The following is a 25,282-nucleotide window of genomic DNA, read 5'->3' as shown; positions in this document are numbered from 1 at the left end:
CCGGGGTGAGGCACGCTTGTCTGCGTTGCGTCCGGGCCGAGACGCATGTGAAGAGCGTTCTAAAAGCCCGTCCAACCCCACCTGCAAGGTGAGCGAAATGAGTCTATTCTGGCCTGAACCCGCTCGGTTCCTCCCCGGCCTCGTAGGAGAGGGCAGGTGGGGCGGTTGACCTGGCCCTTCATGCAACCAGCAGATGGGGGGTCTTGTACCCTCCCCAAGCCCGCTCTACGCGGTCGGGAGGGGCTCGAGGGGTATCACTCTTTGGAACCTGTGGGAGGGTATGGGGACGACCGTGTACTAACGGCTCTCACGCAAAACCCATACAATGGGCGGCGGTATGAATCGAAACGTTGTTCTCATCGCCGTTGCGGTGTTGGCCTTGCTGGGCGTGGGGGCCTATCTGTTGCTCGGGCAGCGCTCCGGAGGCCAGGCCGGCGTGGGCAGCGGAACCCTCTGCACCAACCAGCCCCCTGCCGCGACCGGCCTTACCAACGAAGCCGTGACCACCCTCCGCATCGAAGACCTCAAGGAAGGCAGCGGCCCCCAGGCCATCACCTCCAACACCGTGCGGATGCAGTACATCGGGCGTTTGGTGGACGGCAAGCAGTTCGACACCTCCTGCCAGCCGGGCCGAACCCCCTTCGAGTTCACCCTGGGGGCTGGCCAGGTGATTCCAGGCTGGGACTCGGGCATCGTGGGGATGCGCGTCGGGGGCCAGCGCCGCCTGATTATTCCCGCCAACCTGGCCTACGGCGAACGCAGCCCCAGCCCGGACATTCCACCCAACTCGGCGCTGGTCTTTGATGTGGAGCTTTTGGAAATCCGCAAATGATTGGCCTGAGCCACATGGCTTGGCCTTTCGGCTGAAAAGTGTGAACATGGCACCCCCCGACCCCCGGGTATACTGGTCGGGTAGGCCTGTTGGTCTCACAGGCAAGCCTTAATTTCAACCTTCAGCAACGAACCCTGGAAACGTGGAGCGACCGATGCGGTTTGTGGTGCTAAGTGGACAGAGCGGCGCCGGGCTCACCTCGGCGCGCATGGCCCTGGAAGACCTGGGCTATTTTTCGGTAGATAACATCCCGCCCCAGCTCTGGGACGACCTGCTCAAAACCGTAGCGGCCCGTGGCATCCACAAGGTGGTGGTGGTGCTGGACATCCGGGCCCGCGACCTGCTGGGCGAAGTGGAAGCGGTGCTCACCCAGCTCAAGCCCTTCATCATTTTCCTCGAGGCCAAGTCGGACATCCTGCTCAAGCGCTACAACCTCTCGCGCCGCCTTCACCCGCTGGGCATGGGCAACCTGCTGCGGGAGATTGAAGAAGAACGCCAGGCCCTGGCCCCCTTGCGCGACCGCGCCGACCTGGTGATAGATACCTCCGAGCGCACCCCCCGCCAGCTCAAGGAGGCCCTCGAGGCTGCCCTGGGCGAAGAAGAGGGCTTCTTGCTGCGCATTTTCTCCTTTGGCTTCAAGTGGGGGCCTCCCCAGGACGCCGACCTGGTGCTGGACGTTCGCTCGCTACCCAACCCGCACTACGACCCCGTCCTGAAATCGCGCCCCGGCACCGACCCGGAGGTGGCCGCATATGTGTTTGCCGAGAAGAAGAACGAGCCCTTTTACCGTACTTTGCTTGCGACCATCGGGCTTTCGGCGGAAGGGGCCCGTTCAACCGGGCGGGCCGCGTACACGGTGGCCATTGGCTGTACAGGAGGGCAGCACCGCAGCGTGGCCGTGGCCGAACGGCTGACCCAGGAGCTCTCCGGGCGCTTTCGGGTGGAACTGGAGCACCGCGACCTGGAAAAGGCTCTGGTTGCCTGAGCAAGGCCGACGAACATGATCTGGAACAAGACCAAGCGACCCAATCTCCGTGCCCTCGCCCAGGGCCTGCAAACCAACCCTGCCGATGACCGTTTCCTCAGCACCTTGCGCTGGCTGCTGCCGGGCATGCGGGTCAAGCGGTATGCGTTGCTGGCCGTGCTGGGAATGCTGTGTATGTTTACCGGGGTGGTGCATCTTTCCTGGCAAACCTCGCTCCTGCCCTGGTTTTTACAGACCACCCGCTGGGCCGGACACTTCTCCATCCCGCTGTGGGCCTCGGGGGGGCTTTGGCTGCTGGGCGGGTTGGGCCTTTTCTTGCTGGGGTTGCGCTGGATGAACCGCAGCATGCTCTCGGCCATCACCGACCCCAGCTCGGTCTCCAAACAGGTGTATATCCGCCGAAGGCTCGAGGCCGGCCCACGGATTGTGGCCCTGGGAGGAGGCACCGGGCTTTCACGGGTGCTACGCGGTCTCAAAAGCGAAACGGCCAACATCACCGCGGTCGTTGCTGTCAGCGACGATGGCGGCTCCACCGGACGTTTGCGGGTTTCGTTTGGGGTTCCGGCGGTCGGCGACCTCGTAGACTGTCTGGCCGCCCTCTCCGATGCGGAAGGGCTCCCCGACCTGATGGAGTACCGCTTTCAACGCGGCGATGAACTCAAGGGCCACACCTTCGGCAACCTGATGCTGGTCTCGCTCTCGGAGCTCAACAACGATTTCGCCAAGGCCATGCGGCAGGCCAACCAGGTGTTGCGCCTGCGCGGCGCGGTCTGGCCTGCTACCTTCGAGGCGGCCCAATTGTGGGCCGAGCGCGAGGATGGCACTCGGGTTCGAGGAGAAACCGCACTGCGCGAACAATCTGGGCGTATCCGCAAGGTAGGGCTGGCCCCCGTCGGGGTATCGGCCATGCCCGAAGCCGTAAATGCCTTGCGAAAAGCCGAGATGATCGTGCTGGGGCCAGGCAGCCTTTACTCCAGCGTCATCCCCAGCTTCCTGCCCAAAGGCATCCAGGTCGCCATCCAGCAGTCTCCGGCCAAGCTGGTCTACATTGTCAACATCATGAGCGAGCGGGGCGAGACCGAGGGCATGGATGCGTACGACCATTTTCAGGCCGTTAGTCAACACCTGGGCCGCAAACCCAATGTGGTGCTGGTCAACAACGCCCGCATCCCCGAGGACCTGCTCAAGCGCTACCGGGCCGAGGGCCAGACGCCGGTACGCTTCAACCCCAAACGCTTTGAAGGTCAGGGGGTGCAGATCGTGGCCGATGACTTTTTGGAACCCGGTTTTGCCCAGCACGACCCAGTTCGCCTGGTCAAAGCCCTGATGTCTTTGCGGTAAGTCGGGCATTTCGATGACCCCTTGATGTAAGGCCCCAGACAGGGTAGGGTGTGGATTTGTGGGCCACCCCACCCATTTGTCACGCATTCATGCACCACCTGAGGTGACTGGACAACCGGGCTCGAGCCTTGGAACCGGCCTGGGGCGCTAAGAGGCCCACCCCATCTCAACATTTCACCCACATCCACAGATTGCCTTGTTGGGGATTGCAGGGAACCCATCAGTCATGATCCCACTCCTGTTTTCCGATCCGGTAGGTGACGACTACGGCCTGGGCTACGCCTACCCCCGCGCAGCCCTGTTTGCCGAGGCCGGTTTTGCCGACTTGACCGGCTTCGAAGCCCTTCGCAACGGGGACAAGGTAGTTCTGCGGGTTCGGCTGCATCGCTACCCCAACCCTGGCAACGCCCCAAACGGTTTTTCTCTGGCGACCGTGGGCATCTACATCCATACCGGAGCAGGCGGCAACGAAGAACTTCCCGGCGCTGGCTTCAAAACCCCTACCGGCCAGGGCTGGAACTATGCCTACTTGCTCACCGGCTGGAAGGCCGAGGAGCACCGTCCCGATGGCAGCGTGCAGGCGGTAGCGGTTTCCAAGAACGGCGACTGGCTCGAGCTCACCCCAAATCTGCCCCCAGGGGACTATGGCTACTACGTAGCAGTAGGGCTTTACGATCCCTTCACCCCCTGGCACTTTCGCCCGGTACGCCCGGGAGGTGGCACCTGGGCAGTAGATGGCCCGGCGGGGGCTCCCGCCGCCGTGGACGTGCTTTCGCAAAGCCAGATCCAGGCCTATCAAAGTGGTGTCCTGCCGCCCGTGCGTGCCCTACAAAACCGCATTCCATGGGCCCTTTTGAGCGCTGCTTTGGGTGTGCTCTCTATTTTGCTCGCCTTTCGCTTTCCGCGAAGATGAAGCCAGGGTCTGGGCAATCCAACGATGGTCAATCGTCACATGTCCATTGCCGACCGTCAGCATCTCGGTCGCACCTCCGGCATAACAGCGCACCCCGAGGACACGGACTGCACGATGGCCTGGCCGCTTTACGGCTGTACCATTGGGCACTCAGCACAGCCCAGCATCACGAAAACCCAAGTCCCTTAGCCAGACACCCCCAAAAGGTGTACCCTGAACCATGCGCGACCTCCTGCTGCGGCTGTTGCTCAATACCCTGGCTTTGTGGATTGTGACCCAGCTCTACGGCGGCATCTATTTTGCCAGGGGCAGCGGTCTGGGTGATTACGTGTTGGCCGGCCTGATTTTTGGTCTGGCCAACGCGTTGCTCAGGCCCGTGCTGCTGCTGCTGGCCCTACCGTTCAACATCCTGACGCTGGGTCTATTTACCCTGGTCGTCAACGCCGTGGTTCTGTTGGTTGTGGCCGGTCTGACCCCGCTGGATGTGCGAGGGTTTGGGGGCGCTTTGATTGGCGCCATCCTGCTCTCGATTATCAGCTTTGGGCTCAACCTCTTCATCGGCCCCGCGAAGCAGCACCGGGTGAGGTAAGGCGGGTGTCAGGCGCAATCGCAGCAAAGCGGGTAAGGGCTGGGTTGCCCTTCCGCCGCTCAGCGCGAACCGGTGATGTAGCTCTCCAACTCGGCAATCATGAATTCCTGCTGGGTCATGATGGCTTTCACCACGTCCCCAATGGAGATAACCCCTATCAGCTGACCCTCTTCAATCACCGGCAGGTGGCGTATCCGGTTGCCGGTCATCAGGTTCATGCAATCCGCTACGGTCGCGTCGGGCGAGATGGTAATGAGGTCGTCGGTCATGACCTCCCCCACCAGGGTATCCTTGGAAATGCGGCCCATCAGGACAATCTTGCGGGCGTAATCGCGCTCGGAGAAGATGCCTACGAGTTGCTTGCCGTTCATCACCATGAGGGCCCCTACGTCGTAAGCGGCCATCCGCTCGAGCGCCTCAAACACCGTGGCATCTGCCGGAATCGAATGCACCAAGTTGCCTTTGGCCTGAAGCAGTTGCCTAACCGTGCTGGTCATTCCACACCTCCCAAAAGCTGCCTTTGCAGACCGGGTAAACCCACCCAGGTCGAGTTCAGCAGGGCAAGATCACCCCATATGCCCTATGGTCTCTGAACGTTGGGGATATTTTACCCTATCACGCTCTTCACAGACGTGGCCGCCCAGGAAAACGAGAAGGGACAAGTGTCTGCGTTGCGTCTGGGCCAAGACGCCTGTTTTCGAGTTTCCAGGCCGCCACTGTTCTGTTCAGAACCAGGCTTTCTCGAACTCGAATGGCTCAGGTGTGAAGAGCGCTCTAAAACCAGCTACGAACCTGTGCGCACGGCCCCCTCGAGGTCTGGGCTGGCCTCACGCACCGCCAGCGACAGGGTCAGGGCCGGTATCAGCAACAATCCCAGCACGCTCAGGCTCTCCAGCACCCCAAAGCGCTCGATGATGGGCCCCACCACCCCGTAAAGCAGCCCGGCGAACCCCCAGGTGAAGCCCATCAGGAGGCCCGAGACCGTGGCCATCTGACGCGGCTCATGCTCCTGGGCCATGGTGACTGCAACCGGCACACCCGCGTTCATCAGGGCGCCCGTAACGGCCAGCAGGGCCACGTAAAACCAGTTTTCTGGAGGAACCACCAGCAGGGCAATATAAAGCGGAATGGCAAAGAGCATGGTACCCACCAGCACGTTGCGCCGCCCCAACCGGTCCGAAAGGGTTCCCCCCATAAAAGCGCCAACCGTGGCCGAAACGCTATAGATAGAAAGGGTGAGGGCCACCTGGGCATCGGAGATGCCGCGCTGGGCAAACCAAAAGGGGATGGTGGTCGAAAAGCTCATAAACACTATGCTGCGAAGCGTCGAGACTGCCCACAAACGGGCCACATGGCCGCGAAACACCCGCTGCAAATCGCCAAAGGTGGAGGGCTTGGTGTGCAGTCGGATAGGAGGGGCTTGCCGCAGCAGCAGAAGAGCCGGCACCAGGGCCAGGGGAATGAACCAGGCCAGGGTTTGCAATCCCCCCTGGTTGACTGCGGTGAGCGATACGATGGGGCCCAGCGAAATGCCCACATACCCCCCTGTGCCGAAGAAGCTCATCCAGAAGCCGCGCCGGGCCGGGTCGGCGTACTGCCCCACCAGGGCGGCCCCCGCCGAGTGAAACAAAGCCGAGCCCAGCCCCGACAAAGCCAGCACCACCCCCGCCACCCAGAGGTTGGGGAAAAACCCCAACAGGCCACCCCCCAAGGCCATCAACAACGGCCCCAAGGCAGCCAAAACGCGGCGGTCGTAGCGGTCGGCCACCAGCCCGGCCAGGGGTTGCAGCAAGCTGCCGGTGAGCGATTGCAGGGCCACCAGAAGCGAAACCGCTCCGTAGCTCACGCCAAAAGCCGTCTGGAGTTTGGGCAACAGGGGCGTCAGAAATGCCCCGAATAAGTCGTTGGTGGCGTGAAGCCAGGAAAGCAAAAACGGTAGCACCCCAAGAGCATACGCTGACCGGCGGGTCAGGAAAAGCGACCTGAGAATCAAAGCCCACGGTCGCGCTGCTTCTGTAGTCTGCACAAGATTCAAGCAACGTTGAAGGTTCTGGCATCATTGGAGCCGTGAGCAAAGAAAAAGCTTCGCGGCCTGCGGCCAGGCTCGACTCTTCAGGGGTTCTTTTCTGGCTTTCGCTCTGGGTTGGGCAACCACCTTCAATACGGTGTTTTCGGACTGTTTTTGAACGGCCCGCTGCGGTAATCTGACCCCGTGAGCGACCTATACGAGCTTTATCAACGCCGGGCCAGTGTGCGACGGTTCAAGCCCGAACCCCTGAGGGAGGGTGACCTCGAGAAGATTCTCTTTGCCGCCCAGCGGGCCCCCACCGACGCCACCGCCCAGATGTACAGCCTGCTGCGCATCAGCGACCCCTTACTCAGAAGGGAAATCTCGAGCCACTCCGGCCAGAATCCCCACATCGAGACCTGCGCCGAGTTTTTTCTGGTTCTGGCCGACGTGTACCGCCTGCGAAAGCTGGTCGAGCACCGGGGGGGCACCTTCGGGCGCTGGCCCCGCACCGCCCTGCACTTTGCCATTGCCGATGCGGTGCTGGCCGGGAGCGCCCTGGCCACCATGGCTGAGAGCCTGGGCTACGGGATTGTGTGGATTGGGGGGGTGCTGAACGGCATTCGAGAAATCGCCCGGCTCTGCAAGCTGCCATTGGGGGTGGTTCCGGTGGCGGGGCTGTGCGTGGGGGTGCCGGACGAAAGCCCGGCCCCGCGCCCGCGGCTGTCGCGGGGGCTGGTGGTACACGAGAACCAGTACCACACCTACAGTCCGGAGGAGCTCGAGCAGGCCTACTCCGATATGGCCCCAATTACCCGCAGCGGCGACTGGTTCAAGGTGCTGGAGCGCTACTTTGCCCAGGGCGGCACCATGGAGCAACGGGAGCGGGCCTACCAGCTGCTCACCGCCCAGCAGGGTTTCGAGCCCGACCTGCCCCCGGAAATGCTGGGCGAGCTTCAAGCAAAGGGCCTCGAGGCTGGCTCGCTGGGCCAGCTCATCGAAGCGACCTTCGCCCAGGGCTTCCGCAGCCTCCAGTTCCACAGCCAGGGCCATGTCTGGATTGAGAAAGAACCCGAGGCTTACCGGGGCGAGGGCCCGCCCGGCCAAGCCCTGAGCCAGGCCCTGTTGCAAGCCCCCAAGGAGCGGGTTATTCCCTGAGTTCCTGGTAGACGCGCAGGGCGACCCCCGAGGGGTCGAGGACGGTGAACTCGCGGGTGCTCCAGGGCTTGTTTTCCAGCTTGCCATTGGGGTGCACGATACCCGCCGCCTCGCAGCCCACGTAGAGCAGATCCACCTCGTCTACCTCGAGCCGGAGGGCATAGTTCTGGCCGATCTGGGGGCTGGGTTCATGGTAGAAGTGCAACCGCAGCCCATCCCGGCTCAGCCTGCCGTACTCGATGGGGTTTTCCCCCAGGTAAAGGGGTCTTGGAAGCCCAGATAAGCCTGATAAAAACACAACGACGCCAACACATCGCGGCTGGGCACCACCGGAATAATTGCCGAGACCATCACCTTCATGGAACACCTCAAAATTGGGGGCGACCCCTGGATCGCCCTGGTTAGCAAAACCCTGGTTCAAATGCTATAGGGTCTGCGATGTATGATTGTCGTACATCAGAGCCACTGCGGTAGGGTGATTCAGGTGTAAGCTCGTTGCAGCTCGGCAAGCTCGAGCTTTTTCATTTGGAGCACGACCTGGTTGACCCGCTGTACCCTCTTTGGGTCGGGGTCTTGAAGCATGGCCTCCAGGGCCTTGGGCACCACTTGCCAGCTCAAGCCATACTTGTCCTTGAGCCAGCCGCACTGCTCAGCCTCGGGAACCGCCGAGAGCCTTGTCCAGTAATAATCTATCTCTTCCTGGGTATCACAAAACACCATGAATGAGATGGCTTCATTGAAGCGAAAACCATGCTCGAGGGCGCTCTCCGAAAGCGAAAACCACTGGCCCTCCAGCATAAAATCGCTGTACATCAGCGTGCCCTCTTGCTCGGGCTCCGAGCCTTCCGGGTAGCGAAAGGTCACGCCCCGTTGCGTATTGTTGAAGACCGAAAGATAGAAGTTCTGGGCTTCCTCGGCTTTGCCATGTAAATCCCCCACAAATAAGAGCGACGGGACGACAAAGGGAAGCCTGGGTTCCATGTTGTCCGAGAGGATTAACTGCCAGAAGACCCCGTACCGATCTCGAAGGTAACCGAAAAGGGGTGCAAAAGGGTATTGACCCAAGGGCATTAGCTCCTCTCCGCCGGACAAAAGGCTGTTCCACAGGGCCTCGAGGTCTTTTCTGGAGCGGCCTTGGGAAGGGTCAAAGTTGAGGATAAAAGAGACCGAGGGATTGAACTCGAACAACGGCCCCGCGTTGATGGCCATAAAGGGCTGGCCCGCCAGCTCAAACCAAAGCAGATCGCAATCACCCGACGGGGTGTCCTTCAGGACGACAGCGCTATGTATCCGGGCATCGGGAAATATACTGCAATAGAACGTTGCGGCGTCCCTGGCTTCTTGGTCAAACCACAGATGGGGCACGATGTGGGGCATCTTTGCACTCCTTTGCGCTGTTACGTGCAGGGGGCTCTAGACGGTCTGCCGATTAGGCCGCCAGCTTCACCGAGACTTTTTTGACCCCAGGCGTAGCCTGCACCTCGGTCAGAAGGGTTTGCAGGGCTTCAAAGTTGTGCCGCTCCACCACCAGCACCGCCTCGGAAGCCCCCAGCAGGGCATCGGCCTTGACCACCCCCGGCAGGCGGCTCAGGGCGTGCACGATGCGCTTGGGCTGGGCACAGGAAACGAAAACATAGGCCGATACTTGACGGGCTTTTCCCACCCCTGAAACCTGGGTTTGCTGGGCGAGTTGCATCATGCGGGCCTCCTGGACTGCTATTGGAATGGTGGGGACAACCCCCAAGGTTTGCGCGATTAGGCGTTGGTGCCGATCTGTAGCCTCAACTTCCCCAAAAAATGTTGGAAGCATAACCGCCTCCAGCCCCTTGTGTGGTTCGACCTCGAGAGCTAGCTGGCGAGGGGCAGGGTTCTGGCCTCGCTTGGGGCCTCGGCCCCCACCAGACGGTTCCACAGCCGGGTCAGGCGGGTTTCGGGGTAGTAGGTGGTGCGGTACTGGATGGTGGCCTCGAGCCAGGCCTGGGCCAGCGGTCGGGCCGACGGGCGCAACAGCGGCATTTTCTCGCGCAGCTCGTTTTCCAGGGCCCACAAACCAATCTGGCCCTTGCGGTTGTCGAGTTCAATGAGGGTGTTCAGCACCTCGCTCGGATGCACGGCTCCCCGTCCGATGGTCTTCCAGACATTTTCGTTGATGTTCATGTGCCTGCCTCCCGTTATGATATTAGCATAATCCATCTGCATAACGCAATACTGACTCAGGACATTACGTCTTGACCGTATAAAAGTTTTATGCTAAGGTCAGAATCATGACACTAGCCGAACGTCTCCGCGAACTGCGCAGTCAACAGGGCTGGCGCCTGAAGGATTTGTCTCAAAAAAGCGGGCTTTCTGTGCCGTATCTATCGGACCTCGAGCGGGGCCGCACCAACCCTTCCCTCGACACCCTGCAAACCCTGGCCGGCTCCTACAACGTGACGGTCAACGACCTGCTGGCCCCCGTAGACTTTTACGGCGAGCGCACCGAGGCCTCGCTGCCCAAGGGCCTGGCCGAGCTGATTGCCGACCCCCAGCTTGGGGCCGAAATCACCCCGGAGTGGCAGCGCACCCTGGCCCGCATCGAGTTGCGCGGTAAGCGCCCGGAGTCCAAACGCGACTGGTACGAAATCTTCCTGCACCTCAAGCGGGTGCTGGAAGGGTAGCCTGGGGCCACAAGCCGTAAGCCGAAGGCAGCGCAGCCGACGGCTTTTTTTGTGCAGGGGACTAAACGGCAGATGACTTTTGTCAAAGGCCTATCAGCCGTCAAGCCTGTCGGCGTGAAATCCCCTTCGGCTTGCGACCGCCGACCCACCCCACGGGCGGGTACGCTGCTTTTGAAATCCCAATAAGATGTGGGCTATGGACAAGCCCGTTCGCACTTCGGAGTCTGGCTTTTTTGTGGCGGGCTACGAGGTTCGCACCAGCCAGAGGGCGGAAGCCGATCCCCAGACTGCCAAAATCCCGGCCCTGTGGGAAAAGATTGAGCGCGGGGAGCTCGAGCTTCTGATTCCCAAGCGCCTGGCCAAAGGCAAGCCCTTTGTGGTCTACTACAACCACCAAGACCCCCCCCATGGCCCCTACTCGGTGCTGCTGGGCTACCAGGTGATTGGGTCCGACGACGTGCCCCCTGGCCTGAGCGGGCTGAATGTGCCGGCGGGCCGATACCTGATGTTTACCGCGCTAGGCCCCAGGCCGGGGTCGGTCGCGCAGGCCTGGCACTTCATCCAGAGCTATTTTGAACAACCGGGCGCACCCCGGCGGGCTTACACCTTCGATTACGAGGTGCACGAAAACAGCCAGCGGGTTTCGATTTTTGTGGCCATCCGGTAAGGTGAAAAAAACGGCGGAGCCTATGGATTTGAGACCTAAAGTGATTGAGCTGGCGCGAAGCTACCGCAAGACCCACGCGCCGCTCACGCCTGAACGGCTGGCCGGGGGCATCGGGGCAAGCCTCTCCTACGGCAAGCTGCCGGAGGGCAAGTTTGGGGCCCTGGTGCCGGAACAGAAGCACATCCTGATTGACCAGGACTCGCCCCCCAAACGCCAGCGCTTTACCCTGGCCCATGAGGTGATGCACGTGCTGATCCAGCAAGACGACGACCTGCTCTCCGACCTGCACGAAGCTTACCAGGGGCAGGAGCTGGAAAAAGAACTCGAGGCCTTGTGCAACCTGGGCGCCGCCGAAATGCTGCTGCCCGGCGAGGTGGTGGACGCCGCCCTGGACAAGAAAGGCCAAAGCCCCCGTCTGGTGCCCGAGTTAGCCGAGTTGCACCAGGTCTCGGAGGAAGTGGTCATTATTGCCCTGGCCGAACGCGGCCCCACCCCCTCCATTGTGCTGATGGCCGGCAGCAAGCCCCTGCGGGTCTATTTCAGCGCCAGGCACCCCCGCATCCTGGACCGGGTGAGCCGGGGCGCCGGCTTTCGCCGCGACGACCCCCTGGTGGTGGCCTTCGAGACCGGCCTGCCCCAAAAGACCCACACGGCCCTCCCCAACCACGCCGTGCGGTACAGCCTCGAGGCCTACCCCAAAGGCGGGCGGGTGTATGCGGTCTACAAGGAGTTGCCGAATTAGTTTGGGCTCTGGCGTCAGGGTCAAGCATGGGGCCACATGGCCTTCGGCCCATGTTAACCTCCAGCACCTTTCCATCTTGCCTGCCCACGTAGCCTGAAGGTCGCTGTATGGAGCCCAGATATCCCATTCCCACCGTAGGGGCCCTGGTGAAGGGGCCGTCGGGCCGGGTGCTGATTGTCAAGACCCCCAAGTGGCGCGGCTTATGGGGAGTGCCGGGGGGCAAGATTGAGTGGGGCGAACCCCTGGAAACCGCGCTGCAAAGGGAGTTTAGGGAAGAGGTGGGGCTCGAGCTGTTCGGCATCCGCTTCGCCCTGCTTCTGGAGGGGGTGTTCGACCCGCAGTTTTACAAGCCCCAGCACTTTTTGTTCATCAACTACTACGCCCAGAGCCGGGTCGAGGCCATCACCCCCAACGAGGAAATTCTCGAGTGGGCCTGGGTAAGCCCTGAAGAAGCCCTGGGGTATCCCCTCAACCACATCACCCGTACCCTAATTGAAGGGTACCTTAAGGAGCCAGCATGAGCCGGGTGGCGCTGGTCACCGGCTCGGCCAGGGGCATTGGGCGGGCCATTCTGCTGGCGCTGGCCGAAAAGGGCTTCGATGTGGCGGTTCACTACCGCCAGAGCGAGCTCGAGGCCGAGCGCACCCGCCAGGAGGCCCAGGCTATGGGGGTGCGGGCCATCAAGGTCGCGGCGGATGTGACCCAGGTGCAGGAGGCCCGGCGCCTCGTTCACAGCGTGGTCGAACAGCTTGGGGGCTTGCAGGTGCTGGTCAACAACGTGGGGGATTACCTCAAAAAACCCATCGAGACCCTCACCCCCGAGGAGTGGCACGCCATGCTCGACTCCAACCTCAACGCGCCATTTTACCTGACCCAATCGGCCCTCCCCTACCTGTGCGCAACCGGTTACGGGCGGGTGGTCAACATCGGCTTTGCCGGGGCAGCGAACCTGCTGGCCCGTCCGGGCATCACCCCTTACGTCATCGCCAAAACCGGGCTGATTATCTACAGCAAGTCGCTGGCCAAGCGCCTGGCGGCCAGAGGCGTGACGGTGAATGTGGTCTCGCCGGGGGTGGCCGAGAACTCGGTCTCCAAGCCCCTGGAGGAGATTCCTATGGGCCGCCTGGCTGGGCTGGAGGAAGTGGCCCGGGCGGTGCTGTTCTTCGTGGAAGAGGAGAACGGGTATCTAACCGGCCAGATTTTGGAGGTTTCGGGCGGCTGGAATCTGTGACCTGCCCTCGCCGATGCACTTCTTGAAAGACTAGCGTTTAGGTTACGTTCACATTTTGTATAAGGTGGCATCCTGTAGCAGTGCAGCCATGCACGGCGCTTGTACCAAGCAGAGGGAGGTGGTACAAGCAGCCCGGAACCCCGCTCCCTTCGCGCCAAGCGCCCGTCAGACTGCTCGAGGTTGCTGACGGAAAAGGAGACCCCCTTGCTCAGCTACGACAACAAGCAAATCCTCGATTTACCCCTTCCCAAACTGGACAAAAACGGCGGCAAAAAAGCCTACCTGTTTCGCAATACCGATGGTGCCGAGCCGGTCATCACCCGCTCGTACGACCCGCATTTCCGGCCCGACGCCGCCTACAAGGCCAGCCTGCCGGACATGACCGAGACCGTGGACTCGGTGGAGGGGGCCAATGTGCCCATCCAGCAGGTCGGCATCTCGGGCTTTCGGCTGCCGCTCAAGCTGGCCACGCCCCAGGGTGAAGCCCTGACCCTCGAGGCCCGTGTCACCGGCACCGTCTCGCTCCAGGCCGACCTCAAGGGCATTAACATGAGCCGGATCATCCGCACCTTCTACAGCCGCAGGGACGAAGTGTTCTGCCTCGACACCCTGGCCCAGGTGGTGCAGGACTATCGCCGCGAGCTGGGCAGCCTGAGTGCACGGGTCAAGGTGGCCTTCAGCTATCCCATGCTGGTGACTGCGCTGCGTTCGGGGCTGGAAGGCTACCAGTACTACAGCGGCAGCTACGAGGCGGCTGTTGAAGAAAACGGGTGCATACGCCGCTTTGTCGAGCTCGATTTCGTCTACTCCTCGGCCTGCCCGTGCTCCGCCGAGCTGGCCGAACACGCCCGCGACAACCGCGGGGCCTACGCCATTCCGCACAGCCAGCGTTCCAAAGCCCGCATCAAGGTGGAGGTGGCCCCCGATACCTCGCTGCACCTTGAAGACCTGATTCACCACGCCCGCGAAGCCCTCAAAACTGAGACCCAGGTCATGGTCAAGCGCGAAGATGAACAGGCTTTTGCCGAGCTGAATGGGGCCTATGTCAAGTTCGTGGAGGATGCCGCCCGGCTCATCTACGAACAGCTCATCGCCGACCCCCGCATCCACGACTTTCAGGCGGCCTGTGCCCACCTCGAGAGCCTGCACTCTCACGATGCCGTCTCGGTGATTGCCAAGGGGGTTCCCGGCGGATTCCGCGCCGACTTCAACGATTTCAGCACCCTGGTTTGTTAGGCAACCCGGTGCTTCTCGCGCCCTTCACAGACGTGGCCGCCCACGAAAACGAGCCTGCGTCTGGGCCCAGACGCACCCAGGCGTAAGCCGGGCCCGGCCTATGGGCGCTGGGGTTTAGAGTTCCCAGGTGGCCCGTGTTCTCACCAGGACAAAGCTTTATCGAACTCAAATGCCTCAACATTCGTGAAGCGTTCACCAGGCATAAGCGTAACTTACCAGCAGGTGGTGGGAGGCAGGTAGCAGCTTTCCAGCACGCGCTCTCTCCCCAAACCCTGCTCCCTGCCTCGCCGCACATACAGTTTGTATCGCGCTCTTCACAGACATGGTCGCCCAAGCCCGGTCTCATTCCGGGCGAGCACGGCAGTGGGCGCACGATCATTCCCAAATGTACCCTCTGCGCCGTTCAGATACCTTGCTGGCGGCGCCTTCACGTGACCTTCGCAGTTCTGGCGCCTGTTCCCCGTTATAGCTGTTGCCTGTGGTTTGCGGATGACTACCGCCGCACCCCCGCCTGGTGGGCCGCTTGTTCCAGGGCATTCCAGGCCAAGGTGGCACACTTGACCCGGGCGGGCAGCTTGTGCACCCCAGACAGGGCGGCCAGGTCGCCGAGTTCGGGGGTAGGCGCCGCACCGTCCACAATCATGGCCTTGAACTGTTGTTCCAAAGCCAGCGCTTCAGCCCAGGACTTGCCTTTGACCAGGTCGGTCATCAGCGAGGCTGAAGCCTGCGAGATGGCACAGCCCTGCCCCTGGAAGCGCAGGTCGGCGATGCGCTCCCCAGCGGTCTCGATCATCAGCTCGATCTGGTCGCCGCAAGAGGGGTTGTCGCCTTTCACCCGCACATTGGCTGAGTCCAGGGGGCCGTAGTTGTGGGGCGATTTGTAGTGCCGAAGGATGATTTCTCTGTATAGTTCATCCAAAAGGCTCATCTTTTCTATTGTAAAGCCCGTCGGCGGGGTAACCGAACCCAGCGCACAATGCCCAAGAGCCCTCTGGAGCAAACTAGCCACAGTATGCGACCCGCATTGCGCACCCAGGCCCCTTCGGATAAAGCCCCCAAAGCCGATTTCCGTCAGTTAGGCCGATTGCTGGCCTACACCCGGCCCTACCGCTGGGGCCTGCTGCTGGCTGGCCTGGCCAGCCTCATCTCCACGGGCTTTTTCCTGGCCTTTCCGCAGCTGGTCAGCCGGATGCTCGATGCCTCCATTTTTGAGCAGGGCAACCTGGAGCAGATTGACCGCTACACCCTGTTGCTGATTGGGGTCTTTGCCGGACAAGCCCTTTTTAGTGGGCTGCAAAGCTACCTCTTCGCCCGCGCCGGCGAGGGGGTGGTGGCCGACCTGCGGCGCGACCTGTTCGCCCATCTGCTCACCCTCTCGCCCCGCTTCTTCGAGAACCACAAGACCGGGGATATCACCAGCCGCCTGACCTCGGACGTCGCCACCGTGCAGGGGGTGGCTTCCAACGCCCTGGTGCAGCTTTTCACCACCCCCTTGATGTTTGCTGCCACGCTGACCATTCTGTTCGTTACCAACTGGAAGCTCTCGAGCTTCATTCTGGCGGTGGTGCCGCTGGTTATTTTTGTGGCCATCGTGCTGGGGCGCATCATCCGGCGCATGAGCAAGGCATTCCAGGACAAGGTTGCCGAGGCCAACGCCCGGGCCGAGGAGTCTATTGGCGGTATCCGGGTGGTGCAGTCGTTCACGGCGGAAAAGCTCGAGGCCGAGCGGTATGGCCGCTTGATTGGGGAGTCCTTCCGCACCGCGCTGCGGCGGGCGCTGGTGTCTTCCGGCCTGAGTGGAGCGGTCTTTTTCAGCATATTCAGCGCCCTGGGCCTGATCTTCTGGTACGGGGGGCGGCTGGTTTCGCTGGGGGAAATCACGCCCGGCCAGCTGGTCTCGTTTATTCTGTACGCCTTCAACGTGGCCGCCGGCGTGGGCACCCTGGCCGGCATCTGGAGCCAGGTGCAAAGCGCCCTGGGCGCCAGCAGCCGTATTTTCGAGCTTCTGGACACGCCTTCGGAGCTCAAGGAACCCGCCAACCCAAAGCCGCTGGGCGAGGTGCGGGGCGAGGTGCGCCTGGAGGACGTGCACTTTGCCTACGACGAGCGCGGCGAGGTGTTGCGGGGCATCCACCTGACCGCCCGGCCCGGACAGGTGGTGGCGCTGGTCGGCCCCAGCGGGGCCGGCAAAAGCACCCTGATTGCCCTGATTCCCCGCTTCTACGATGTAACCCAGGGCCGCATTACCCTGGACGGGGTGGACATCCGGCAGCTGGCCCTGCTGGACTTGCGCCGCCAGATTGCCCTGGTTCCCCAGGAAACCCTGCTCTTCTCCGGCACCATCGAGGAAAACATACGCTACGGCAACCCACAGGCCAGTCCGGCTGAGGTCATCGAAGCGGCCCAGGCCGCCAATGCCCACGAGTTCATCTGCGCTTTTCCACAGGGCTACCAGACTTTGGTGGGTGAGCGCGGGGTCAAGCTCTCGGGTGGGCAGCGCCAGCGGATTGCCATCGCCCGGGCCTTGCTCAAAAACCCCAAAATACTCATCCTGGACGAGGCCACCAGCTCGCTTGACTCGGAGTCCGAGGCGCTGGTGCAGGAGGCTCTGGACAAGCTGATGCAGGGTCGCACCACTTTTGTGATTGCCCACCGGCTCTCCACCGTGCGAAACGCCGACCTAATCGTGGTGCTGGAGCGAGGCCAGATCGTGCAGCAAGGCACCCACGAGGAGCTTCTGGCCCAGGGTGGGCTTTACAAAGACCTCTACGAGTTGCAATTCCGCGAGGAAGCGCCCTCGGCCTGAGGCCGTCAGGCTTCAAAGCCAGTCTTTGAAGAAGTCCCGCACCTTCTTCAGGGCCTCGATAAAGCGGTCCACGTCTTCCTGGGTGGAATAGACATAAAAACTGGCCCGTACCGTGGCCGGAACGCCCAGTTTGCGGTGCAGGGGCTGGGCGCAGTGGTGCCCGGCCCGCACTGCGATGCCGTACTGGTCGAGGGCCGTGGCTACGTCGTGGGCGTGGATACTGCCCAGCACAAAGGGGATGACCCCGCTGCGGTCGGGGCCCCTGGGGCCAAAAGTCCGCACCTCCGGAAGCTCCTCATCCAGCCGCTTCAGGGCGTAGGAGACCAGCTCGAGCTCGTGTTGCCAGACCCAATCCATGCCGAGCTTGCTCAGGTATTCCGCCGCCGCGGCCAGCCCAATGGCCTCGGCCACCGCCGGGGTTCCGGCCTCGAAGCGCTGGGGGGGCGCGGCGTAGGTGGAGCGGTCCAGGTAAACCTCTCGAATCATGCTGCCGCCGCCCAGAAAGGGGGCCAGGGTTTCCAGCACCTCGTAGCGGCCCCACAGCACCCCCACCCCGGTCGGCCCCAGCATCTTGTGCCCGGAAAAAGCGTAGAAGTCGGCGCCCAGCGCCCGCACATCCACCGGCAGGTGGGGGGCGGCCTGGGCCCCGTCCACCACCATCAGGGCCCCTACGGCTTTGGCTGCCTGGGCAATCTGGGCCACCGGATTGACCGTCCCCAGCACATTGGAAACCTGCATCACGCTGACCAGCCTGACCCGGTGGGAGAGGAGGGAGTCCAGGGCCTCCATTTCCAGGCGGCCATCCGGGCCCAGCGGAATGGCCTTGATGCGGGCCCCGGTGCGCTCGCAGATGAGATGCCAGGGCACCAGGTTGGCGTGATGCTCCATCTCGCTGAGCAGAATCTCGTCGCCGGGGCGCAGGTGGTAGAGCCCCCAGGCGTAGGCCACCAGGTTGAGGGCCTCGGTGGTGTTGCGCACGAAAACAATCTCACGCTCGTCGGCGCCGATAAAGCGGGCCAGGGTGCGACGGGCCTGCTCGTAGGCCTCGCTGGCCTGTACCGAAAGGGTGTAGGCCCCCCGGTGGATGCTGGCATTGAGCTCGCGGTAGTAGCGGGCCACCGTTTCAATAACCACCTCGGGCTTCTGGCTGGTGGCCGCCGAGTTGAGGTAAACCAGATCGGGACGCCCCATCAGAAGCGGGAAGTCCTGGCGGATGGCTGGGGGTGAGACAATGGCCATGCTTCCAGGGTAGCCCATTTCGGGCAGGTGGTTTAGGAGATTGGGTGCATTTGCCCGTTGCCTGGTTTAAAAACCCGGGGAATAACCCCCTGCTTCTGCCCAGAAGCACGTTTCAAGGTATGAAAATAAATGAACAATCCACAACAAAAACCCAAACCGGGGGTCGCTTTTTTCCGCTCCAGAACAGGTTTGCTCGATGATTGGGCGGCTTTCGGGGGCTCGTTAAGAAAGCCGTTACGCTCTCGTTGTTCTTGCAAAGGCGCATTTTGTGGCCCTTAACGAATCGGTGCAACCCGCTACCCATGCGGCCAACCCCCGATAACGGGAGGATTACGGCCCCATTTGTACCCTCTACGCAGTGACGCCGCTGGCGCAGCCCTGGAGATTTCAATGAAGAGACTCAAGACGTGTCGCTCGTGCGGATCGGGGGAACTGGTGCCCTTCCTGAGTTTGGGCCGGCTGCCCCTCGCCAGCACGCTGGCCGCCGATCAGCTGGCCGCCCCCGAAGAACGGCAGAGCCTCGAGGCGGGCTTTTGCAAGCGCTGCGGGCTGGTTCAGCTCCTGAGCGACGTCGTGGAGGATTCACCCACCCCAACCGCCCCGGTGCAGGGAGGGCTGCTCGAGCAGCTTTTGCACCACCACCGGCTGGGCCCGCACCACCTGGTGCTGGCCCTGGAGGGCAGCGGCATCGAACTGCTGCGCCCGCTGATGCAGGCCGGGGTACGGGTAATGTACCTCGAGCCCCAACCTGAGCGCGGCAAAGCGGCTTCCAGCAAGGGCATTCCCACCCGACCGGAGCGTTTTGACCGCCCCTACGCCCAAAAACTGCGCGACGAGGGGTTGCAGGCCGATGTGGTGCTGGCCCATCAACTGCTCTGTCACAAAAGCGACCTCAACGGGTTGCTCGAGTGCCTCGGGCTCGTCCTGAAGGATGGTGGCTTGGTGGTGATGGAGCTGCCCTATGTGCGGCCCATGCTCGAGGCCCGGCAGTTTGAGCACTTCACCCACTCGCAACTCCACTATTTCTCGGTCAGCGCCTTGCACGAGCTGGTGCGCCGACACGGGCTGTGGCTTCAGCAGGTTGAACCCCTTTCAGAGGGCTATCTGCGCTGTTTTTTGGGCAAGACCCGCCAGGTCGAGCCCTCGGTGGGCTGGTATTTGCAGGAAGAGCAAAAGCTGGGCCTGACCGATGTGGCCTATTACCTCGAGTTCGCCTCCCGCATCGCCGCCGTGCGTGAGGCCTTGATGGCCCTGCTCACCGAACTGCGGGCCCGGGGTCGAAGGGTAGCCGCCTACGGAGCCAATGCCCAGGGCACGGCCCTGCTCAACTACGTGGGCCTGGGCCGCGAGGTGATTGATTTCGTGGTGGACAGCGATACCGGCCAGCAGGGGCGCTTCGTGGCCGGGGTGCACATCCCCATCTACGGGGTGCAAAAACTGCTCGAGGAACAGCCCGACTACCTGCTTTTGCTCGGCCACCCACCCGACGAGGTCGCCCGCCAGCACCCGGAGTATGTGAAACGAGGAGGCAAGTTCATCGTAGCCTTGCCCCACCCCGACATCCTCACCTCGCCCCTTGCACAGCAGGTTCAGGTCGGCCTCTGAACCCAGCCTCGGCAACGGGCAAACCGGCCTCCTCGAGCGGGTTTTCCAGAGTCCAGGCGGATTCGACTAACCCACCTTCCCCTCACGACACACGTCCCTAACGCCGCAGGTGCGGCAGCGAAAGCCGGGGTTGGGTTCGACCACCCCGGCCTTATAGCGGGAGTGAACCTCCTGGGCCTTGCGCTGAAGCCTTTCCAGCGCGTCCCAGACCTGTGTGATGGGCTTTCCATAGACCTGCACCGGCTCCCCCAGCACCGGCCAGGCCCACAGGTACACCCGCTGAATGCGCCCTTTGAAAGCCGAGAGCAGGTAACCGGCGGCCCAGCGCTCGCTCCAGCGGTCGCGCACCGCTTCTTCGGCTGCTTTCGGGGGGGTCTCGGGGGCCACAAAGCGGTAGAGGTGGGCCTCGCCGCCCTTGCGCAGAACTCCGTCCAGGTAAGCCTCCAGCCCCTCGCCCTGCAGCGTGTAGCCAAGGCTCAGCTCACCCAGAAGAGCGCAGTGGTGGCGCATCCAGCCTTCGGCCTGGGGGAACTGCTGGGCGAGGGCCTCGAGCCGGGCCGGAACCAGTTTCTGGGCCTTGCGAAGCTCACGCACCCACTGCCGCCACCACTCGGTCTCGGCTGCCTCGGGTTGGAGCCGCATGGCCCAGAACTGAAAGCCGCACTCGTGGTAGCGGCGCAGGTCTTCGAGGCGGGCTGGGCCCAGGTTCACCGAGCCCAAAGGGGCCTGGTAACCCTGGCTCTGGAGGGTCTCCAGGGGGCTGGCCGGCGGCAGCGGGGGCAGGACGGGCGGGACTGCAGGCACCAGGGCCGGCTCGGGCTCAAAGGGCCCTTCCTGGCCGGCCTCGGGATAGGTGACCACCACTGCCTCGGCGCGGCTTCGCAGCTCCTCTAAGAGCAGCCGGTCGCGCCCCAAAAAACGCCGGGGCAGGAGGCCCCCGGCCTGCCGCAGAACCTCTTCCAGGCTGGCCCGCAGCTCCTCGGGCACGAAGTAGTCTTCCTGTTCGGCGGCGCTGTAGGCCCCCTCCACCGCGTAGGTCAGGTAAAGCCTCTTCCAGCGCTGCCCCGAGGCCAGGTTGGGCGTGAGCAGGGCCACCCCGCCGGGCGGGCGGTGGGGCTCGTGGGTCTCGGCCAGCAGGGCCGCCCACCAGAGGCGGAACTCGGGACCGGTGGCGATGCGGTGCGCCTCCAAAGCCCGTTCCATCAGAACGGCCCGGCGCGGGCTGTGTCGCACCTCGGGCAGCGCGTCCAGAAGTTCCTGGGCCCAGGCCAGCGAAGGGTGCGGGGCGGGGCCAGAGGCAGGGGGATTGAGCCGGGCCAGCCAGGCGGCCCAGAACCCCTGCAAGCCCAGCTCGGCAGCCAGCCGGGTGGTGGCCTCGAGGCCCACCAGACCCCGTTCTAAAGCCGCCCGGCCCAGCGGGGCCAGGTCGGGCACGGCCAGCAGGCGGCTGGGGGTGGGGTAGTCGGGCAGCTCGAGCAGCTCGAGCAAGAGCCGCCCCTCGGGGGTCTCGGCGGCTGTGGAGGCCAGCTGGCTCACCAGCGGCAGGCCGTACTCGTCGGCCAGGGTCAGAAGCGCGGGAATCCGCGACTCCGGCGCCACCACTGCAATATCCAGCGGCTTGATGCCCTCTGCCAGGTCGCGCTTGATGGAGCGCAGCACCCAGCGGGCCTCGCTCACGGGGTTCTGGGCGCGGTAGGCCTGGGTGGCCACCGGTCGGGGTGGAAGCACCTCCTGGGGCCCCCACCCCGGCGGGGCCTCCGGCAGCCCGACCCAGACCGGCAGGTGGGCCGCCAGGGCCTTTATCAAGCGCAGCTCGAGGGCGCTCAGCTCACGGAAGCCATCCACAATCAGGAGGTCGGGCTCGAGCCGAACCCGCCCCCCCTCCAGCAAGGCCAGCGCCCCGGCGCGGAAATCGTCGTAGTCCCAGCGGCCCCAGCTCGCTTTAAGTTCCTCGTAGCGGGCGTAAACCCTTTGCAGGCGCCGGGCCTCGGGGCTGTGGGCCGGAATGGCCTCGGGCTTCACCCCGTTGCGCTTGGCCTCGGCAATGGCGCGGGCAAACAGGCGGGCCTCGCCGGGGCTGGGCCGGGGGTCGTCGCCGGACATGAGCGCCTCCCCCACCAGCGCCACCCGGCCCGGCCCGGTCAGGATGGGTTTCAGGCCGTAGCTTGCGGCCAGCAGGCGGTAGTAAAGCTGCTGCGAGGTAAGCACCTCGAGGCCCAGCACCGCGCCGTTCTCGGTGGCCCGCCGGTAGACATAGGCCTTCTGGGCCGGCAAACAGACCCACCAGACCCGCTTGCGTTTGGCCAGGTAAGAGTGTGCGACCTCGAGCAGCCTTGTGGTCTTGCCGGAGGCCGGGGGGCCCACAATCAGATGCACAGCTTCACTATAGCGGCCCCCCTAAAGGCCCGTGAAGCCGATAAACCCGGCGTGCGCTCCCAAATTCTCCGGGGGACAACCCCCTTGGAGATAGGGCCCGCACCCGCCAGAAAGGACACACTGGCTAAGCTACCGAATCACCGGCTCCACCGCCGGGAATCGCGCCGGTGAGCGCTGGTAGGCGGCCAGCCAGCGGGGGTCGGAGAGGGGCTCGAGGTTCCGCCCCAGCCCCAACACCCCCACCACCCGGCCCTGGTGAACCAGAAAGCAGCGGTAACCCCGCGGCTCGCTCACGTACCAGTTGCCCAGGTTGAGGGTTTGCATCACACCATCAAAGCGCCGCAACTGGTTGCGCAGCCGCAGGGCATCCTGCACCGGGCGGTCAAAAGCCACCACCGCGATGTCCTCGAGGCCCAGCGGCACCGGGGCCAGGTCTATGTTTACCGTGAGGCGCACGACCGGGGTGTTCTCCTGGCCCAGCACCACCCGCAACAAGAAGCGCTGGGGAGCCACCCGCTCGGCATAGGCAAACTGGGGCCGCAGGCCCTGGAAGAGGGCCTGGCAGCGTTCCATCACCGGCGGTTCGCCGGCCTGGGCCAGGGCGACCCCCACCCCCCAGACACCCAGGGCCAGGGTCAGCAGAACCGCCCCACGCCCCACGCCCTACTCCCGCACCCCAAAGAGCGAACCCAAACACATCTCGTCGGTCGTACCTTCGCCCCAGGTCATGTAGCGCGGCGGCAGGGGCTCCCCGCCGGGGCCGGGAATGGCCGATTTGTTGTCGTAAACGCAGGTGACCCGCACCTTATCGCCCTGGCGCAGCCGCAGGGGGGTCTGGTACCAGTACTCGCCCTGCCACTGGAAGTTCCACTGCGGGATGTTGAGAAGCGTCCGGGCGCCCGCCGTGCCGGGGTTGACCTCCACCCTGAACTCCACCCCCCGCAGGTGCATGTGGGCCGTCACCCCATAGACCTCCAAAGCGCTCTGGGCCGTCCAGTCGCAGGAAGTGGCCTGGCGGCTGCCATCGCCGATGTTGCGCCGGGCGTAGTCCTCGATGGAGGTGTTACAGAGCAGGTGAATCCAGTCGGCAATAAAGCCCAGCTCGGTACGGGCTCGAGCGTACTCGCGGGTACAGGTCTCCCCGGTCAGGCCCGGCGGGCACCGAATCTCGACCGGAGCGGCCAGGGTCATGCCCACCAGGCGCTTGAGCTGCACCCCTTTGGGGGCCAGGTACAAAGCCATCTGGGTCGCGTCGGGATTGGCGCCCGAGGCGGTGTTGTAGTGCACCTGCATCACCACCCGGCTCCCCGCCCGCAAAAACCGCCCGGTGCCTTCGGGCAGCAGCGTAGCGCCCCCACCCGGCACCCAGAAACCCAGAATGCCGCCGATGTTGCGGGGGTCGCTGCTCAGGCCCGGCCCGCCAAAGCACTTCCAGCCAGGGCCGGGCTCGGCGCGGTCTTTGGCCTCGGCGGCCCCCACCATGTCGGGGCCGATCAGGAACAAAATCACGTGATGCACGCTGCGCTTGTCGCCCGGAATAATCTTGTAGCCGGTTACAAAGGTGTCCTGCTCGAAGGTGGCCGGCATCAGGAAGCAGCGGTAATCGTCCTGCAGGGCATCGTCGGGCGTGTAGGGGGGGTTCAGGGTTGCGACCAGGTCGGGCTTGGGCGAGGGCGCAGACGCCTTCACGTTTATGGGTCTGGGGTCGCCCAGCGGGGCCCCTGCTTCGGCCCAGGCAATCAGGGCGGCTTTGGCTCGAGGGGAAAGTTTGCGCTCGTCCTTCAGCGGGGGGGTGCCCTCGCCAGGGGGCCAGGGCGGCATCCGGCCCTGCTTCACCGAGTCGGCAATGGCCGCCGCCATGTTGCGGGCCCAGCGGGCATCGTCCAGGGGAAAGGGGGCAATGCCCCCTTCGGTATGACAACCCGCGCAGTTGGCTTGCAGAATTTCGGCCACCTCGCCGTGGTAGGTGGGGGGTTGGGCCGGCCCCGCGCCAATCAGACCCAGGGCCAAACAAACCAGCAGCAGCAAACGTTTTGGCATGGTCACCTCAGCAGTTGGGCAATTTCTTCTTTGAGTTTAGCAGTGGAAAGGCGGCTCACCCCGTAGAGCATCCGCACCAGCCGCCCCTGGGCATCCAGCAGGGCCAGCGCGTCGGTGTGAAAGACCAGCCGCCCGCCGGGGGCCAGGTTGTACTCAACCCTGGCAGCCTCGGCAATGGGGCGGATGGCCTCGGGCCTGCCGGTGAGGCCCTGCACCGGTGCAAAGCCCTGCAGGTATCTTTGCAGGGTCTGGGGGGTGTCGCGCTCGTCCACGCTCAAAAGCCACAACCGTAGTTGGGGTGGCGCGCCCAGGGCTTCGTAGGCAGGCAGCAGGCGGCCCAGCGTGAGGGGGCAGGCGTCGGGGCACTGGGTGTAGCCAAAGAGCAGCACCGCCGGGCCTTTGGGGGGAAACAGCACCGGTTTGTTCTCGTGCGAACGCAGCTCCACGGCAGGCAGGGTTCGGGCCGGCCTGAAGTCGAAAGCCCCCGGCCCAGAGGCAGGCAGATAGTGCCCTCCGTGCGCCCAGACCAGACCTGTCCACAAAAAGAGCAACAGCTTGTGTACCGGCGGTTTCATTTTCAACATCATGCCCCGAACAGCCCCAAAAGAGAACCGGTAACGCACGGTGTAATGCCCGAAGCGAACGTTGCTGGACGCAGGCATCAGGGCGAGCTGTTGAGTGGGCCTTTTACAACCAGGCCTCCCGTGGTTCCTGCCTTTTCAGGCTAGCCCCGCCCACTGAAATCAACCTGAAGCTTCAACCCACCACCTCGAGCCGGGCGTAGCGCAGCGCGAGCCGGCGAACCCCATCCCCAAAGGCCACGGTGGCCACCCCATCCTCCAGGCCGACCACCAGCC

Annotated in this window: 26 protein-coding genes; 14 read left to right on the top strand and 12 right to left on the bottom strand. The window is 63.5% G+C overall.

The genetic code is table 11. The features are described from left to right. Window positions 1–337: 337 nt before the first annotated feature. From NZN28_RS08580 to NZN28_RS08560, 5 genes are all read left to right on the top strand, one after another. Window positions 338–832: an FKBP-type peptidyl-prolyl cis-trans isomerase gene (locus tag NZN28_RS08580; protein ID WP_295397244.1), complete on the top strand. Its 495-nt coding sequence runs from the start codon at window positions 338–340 to the stop codon at window positions 830–832. 154 nt (window positions 833–986) lie between these two features. Next, the gene (gene rapZ, locus NZN28_RS08575) at window positions 987–1,817 is read left to right on the top strand and encodes an RNase adapter RapZ (RefSeq protein WP_295397243.1); all 831 of its coding nucleotides are present in this window, start codon (window positions 987–989) and stop codon (window positions 1,815–1,817) included. Window positions 1,818–1,832: 15 nt separating this feature from the next. Next, window positions 1,833–3,158, top strand: a complete 1,326-nt coding sequence (yvcK, locus tag NZN28_RS08570; RefSeq protein WP_295397241.1) for a gluconeogenesis factor YvcK family protein — start codon at window positions 1,833–1,835, stop codon at window positions 3,156–3,158. 226 nt (window positions 3,159–3,384) lie between these two features. Beyond that, window positions 3,385–4,071, top strand: a complete 687-nt coding sequence (locus NZN28_RS08565) for a glucodextranase DOMON-like domain-containing protein (RefSeq protein ID WP_295397239.1) — start codon at window positions 3,385–3,387, stop codon at window positions 4,069–4,071. Between the two features lie 220 nt (window positions 4,072–4,291). Next, the gene (locus NZN28_RS08560) at window positions 4,292–4,660 is read left to right on the top strand and encodes a phage holin family protein (protein ID WP_295397237.1); all 369 of its coding nucleotides are present in this window, start codon (window positions 4,292–4,294) and stop codon (window positions 4,658–4,660) included. Window positions 4,661–4,719: 59 nt separating this feature from the next. On the opposite strand, the gene NZN28_RS08555 is transcribed toward NZN28_RS08560, so the two are convergent. Together NZN28_RS08555 and NZN28_RS08550 are read right to left on the bottom strand one after the other, a co-directional pair. After that, window positions 4,720–5,157, bottom strand: a complete 438-nt coding sequence (locus NZN28_RS08555; RefSeq protein WP_295397235.1) for a CBS domain-containing protein — start codon at window positions 5,155–5,157, stop codon at window positions 4,720–4,722. A 287-nt stretch (window positions 5,158–5,444) separates the two neighbouring features. After that, window positions 5,445–6,602, bottom strand: coding sequence for an MFS transporter (locus NZN28_RS08550; protein WP_295397233.1), 1,158 nt, complete (start codon window positions 6,600–6,602; stop codon window positions 5,445–5,447). 270 nt (window positions 6,603–6,872) lie between these two features. On the opposite strand from NZN28_RS08550, the gene NZN28_RS08545 reads away from it, so the two are divergent. Beyond that, on the top strand, window positions 6,873–7,826 hold the full coding sequence (locus tag NZN28_RS08545) for a nitroreductase family protein (RefSeq protein WP_295397232.1): 954 nt from the start codon (window positions 6,873–6,875) through the stop codon (window positions 7,824–7,826). On the opposite strand, the gene NZN28_RS08540 is transcribed toward NZN28_RS08545, so the two are convergent. The 4 genes from NZN28_RS08540 to NZN28_RS08525 all read right to left on the bottom strand — a co-directional run bounded on the left by NZN28_RS08540 (window position 7,816) and on the right by NZN28_RS08525 (window position 9,983). After that, window positions 7,816–8,124 carry a bleomycin resistance protein gene (locus NZN28_RS08540; protein WP_295397230.1) on the bottom strand — a complete coding sequence of 103 codons (309 nt, stop codon included), beginning with the start codon at window positions 8,122–8,124 and terminating at the stop codon, window positions 7,816–7,818. The genes NZN28_RS08545 and NZN28_RS08540 overlap by 11 nt on opposite strands. Before the next feature lie 182 nt (window positions 8,125–8,306). Next, a complete protein-coding gene (locus tag NZN28_RS08535) occupies window positions 8,307–9,203 on the bottom strand; it encodes a VOC family protein (protein ID WP_295397228.1) in 897 nt (298 codons plus the stop codon). A 52-nt stretch (window positions 9,204–9,255) separates the two neighbouring features. After that, window positions 9,256–9,525 (bottom strand): Lrp/AsnC ligand binding domain-containing protein, encoded by a 270-nt coding sequence (locus NZN28_RS08530; protein ID WP_295397226.1) that lies wholly within the window; start codon window positions 9,523–9,525, stop codon window positions 9,256–9,258. Window positions 9,526–9,674: 149 nt separating this feature from the next. Continuing rightward, window positions 9,675–9,983 (bottom strand): hypothetical protein, encoded by a 309-nt coding sequence (locus NZN28_RS08525; protein WP_295397225.1) that lies wholly within the window; start codon window positions 9,981–9,983, stop codon window positions 9,675–9,677. 107 nt (window positions 9,984–10,090) lie between these two features. Between NZN28_RS08525 and NZN28_RS08520 the strand changes: the two genes are divergently transcribed. The 6 genes from NZN28_RS08520 (at window position 10,091) to folE2 (ending at window position 14,359) form a co-directional block, all read left to right on the top strand. After that, on the top strand, window positions 10,091–10,483 hold the full coding sequence (locus NZN28_RS08520; protein ID WP_295397223.1) for a helix-turn-helix domain-containing protein: 393 nt from the start codon (window positions 10,091–10,093) through the stop codon (window positions 10,481–10,483). 196 nt (window positions 10,484–10,679) lie between these two features. Continuing rightward, window positions 10,680–11,150 (top strand): effector binding domain-containing protein, encoded by a 471-nt coding sequence (locus tag NZN28_RS08515; protein WP_295397221.1) that lies wholly within the window; start codon window positions 10,680–10,682, stop codon window positions 11,148–11,150. A 22-nt stretch (window positions 11,151–11,172) separates the two neighbouring features. Next, window positions 11,173–11,892: an ImmA/IrrE family metallo-endopeptidase gene (locus tag NZN28_RS08510; protein ID WP_295397219.1), complete on the top strand. Its 720-nt coding sequence runs from the start codon at window positions 11,173–11,175 to the stop codon at window positions 11,890–11,892. A 107-nt stretch (window positions 11,893–11,999) separates the two neighbouring features. Then, window positions 12,000–12,413, top strand: a complete 414-nt coding sequence (locus tag NZN28_RS08505) for an NUDIX domain-containing protein (RefSeq protein WP_295397218.1) — start codon at window positions 12,000–12,002, stop codon at window positions 12,411–12,413. Further along, window positions 12,410–13,123 (top strand): bifunctional dihydropteridine reductase/dihydrofolate reductase TmpR, encoded by a 714-nt coding sequence (gene tmpR / locus NZN28_RS08500; RefSeq protein ID WP_295397216.1) that lies wholly within the window; start codon window positions 12,410–12,412, stop codon window positions 13,121–13,123. The genes NZN28_RS08505 and tmpR overlap by 4 nt, the downstream gene beginning before the upstream one ends. Before the next feature lie 180 nt (window positions 13,124–13,303). Then, window positions 13,304–14,359, top strand: a complete 1,056-nt coding sequence (folE2, locus tag NZN28_RS08495) for a GTP cyclohydrolase FolE2 (protein ID WP_295397214.1) — start codon at window positions 13,304–13,306, stop codon at window positions 14,357–14,359. A 493-nt stretch (window positions 14,360–14,852) separates the two neighbouring features. On the opposite strand, the gene sufU is transcribed toward folE2, so the two are convergent. Then, window positions 14,853–15,287: a Fe-S cluster assembly sulfur transfer protein SufU gene (sufU, locus tag NZN28_RS08490; protein WP_295397213.1), complete on the bottom strand. Its 435-nt coding sequence runs from the start codon at window positions 15,285–15,287 to the stop codon at window positions 14,853–14,855. Window positions 15,288–15,371: 84 nt separating this feature from the next. Between sufU and NZN28_RS08485 the strand changes: the two genes are divergently transcribed. Further along, window positions 15,372–17,165, top strand: coding sequence for an ABC transporter transmembrane domain-containing protein (locus NZN28_RS08485; protein WP_295397211.1), 1,794 nt, complete (start codon window positions 15,372–15,374; stop codon window positions 17,163–17,165). Window positions 17,166–17,177: 12 nt separating this feature from the next. On the opposite strand, the gene NZN28_RS08480 is transcribed toward NZN28_RS08485, so the two are convergent. After that, a complete protein-coding gene (locus NZN28_RS08480) occupies window positions 17,178–18,422 on the bottom strand; it encodes a cysteine desulfurase (RefSeq protein ID WP_295397209.1) in 1,245 nt (414 codons plus the stop codon). A gap of 372 nt (window positions 18,423–18,794) precedes the next feature. On the opposite strand from NZN28_RS08480, the gene NZN28_RS08475 reads away from it, so the two are divergent. Beyond that, on the top strand, window positions 18,795–20,009 hold the full coding sequence (locus tag NZN28_RS08475) for a class I SAM-dependent methyltransferase (RefSeq protein ID WP_295397207.1): 1,215 nt from the start codon (window positions 18,795–18,797) through the stop codon (window positions 20,007–20,009). Between the two features lie 66 nt (window positions 20,010–20,075). Here the strand turns inward: NZN28_RS08475 and NZN28_RS08470 are convergent, their stop codons facing one another. The 4 genes from NZN28_RS08470 to NZN28_RS08455 all read right to left on the bottom strand — a co-directional run bounded on the left by NZN28_RS08470 (window position 20,076) and on the right by NZN28_RS08455 (window position 25,000). Beyond that, window positions 20,076–22,385, bottom strand: coding sequence for an ATP-dependent nuclease subunit B (locus NZN28_RS08470; protein ID WP_295397205.1), 2,310 nt, complete (start codon window positions 22,383–22,385; stop codon window positions 20,076–20,078). Window positions 22,386–22,514: 129 nt separating this feature from the next. After that, window positions 22,515–23,045, bottom strand: coding sequence for a hypothetical protein (locus NZN28_RS08465; protein WP_295397204.1), 531 nt, complete (start codon window positions 23,043–23,045; stop codon window positions 22,515–22,517). Window positions 23,046–23,048: 3 nt separating this feature from the next. Further along, window positions 23,049–24,425, bottom strand: a complete 1,377-nt coding sequence (locus tag NZN28_RS08460; RefSeq protein WP_295397202.1) for a c-type cytochrome — start codon at window positions 24,423–24,425, stop codon at window positions 23,049–23,051. A 2-nt stretch (window positions 24,426–24,427) separates the two neighbouring features. Next, the gene (locus NZN28_RS08455) at window positions 24,428–25,000 is read right to left on the bottom strand and encodes an SCO family protein (RefSeq protein WP_295397200.1); all 573 of its coding nucleotides are present in this window, start codon (window positions 24,998–25,000) and stop codon (window positions 24,428–24,430) included. Between the last annotated feature and the right edge of the window lie 282 nt (window positions 25,001–25,282).

Origin of the sequence: Meiothermus sp. (genome assembly GCF_025056915.1) — a bacterium.
GTDB lineage: Bacteria > Deinococcota > Deinococci > Deinococcales > Thermaceae > Meiothermus.
This window is presented reverse-complemented; position numbering and strand designations above follow the sequence as displayed.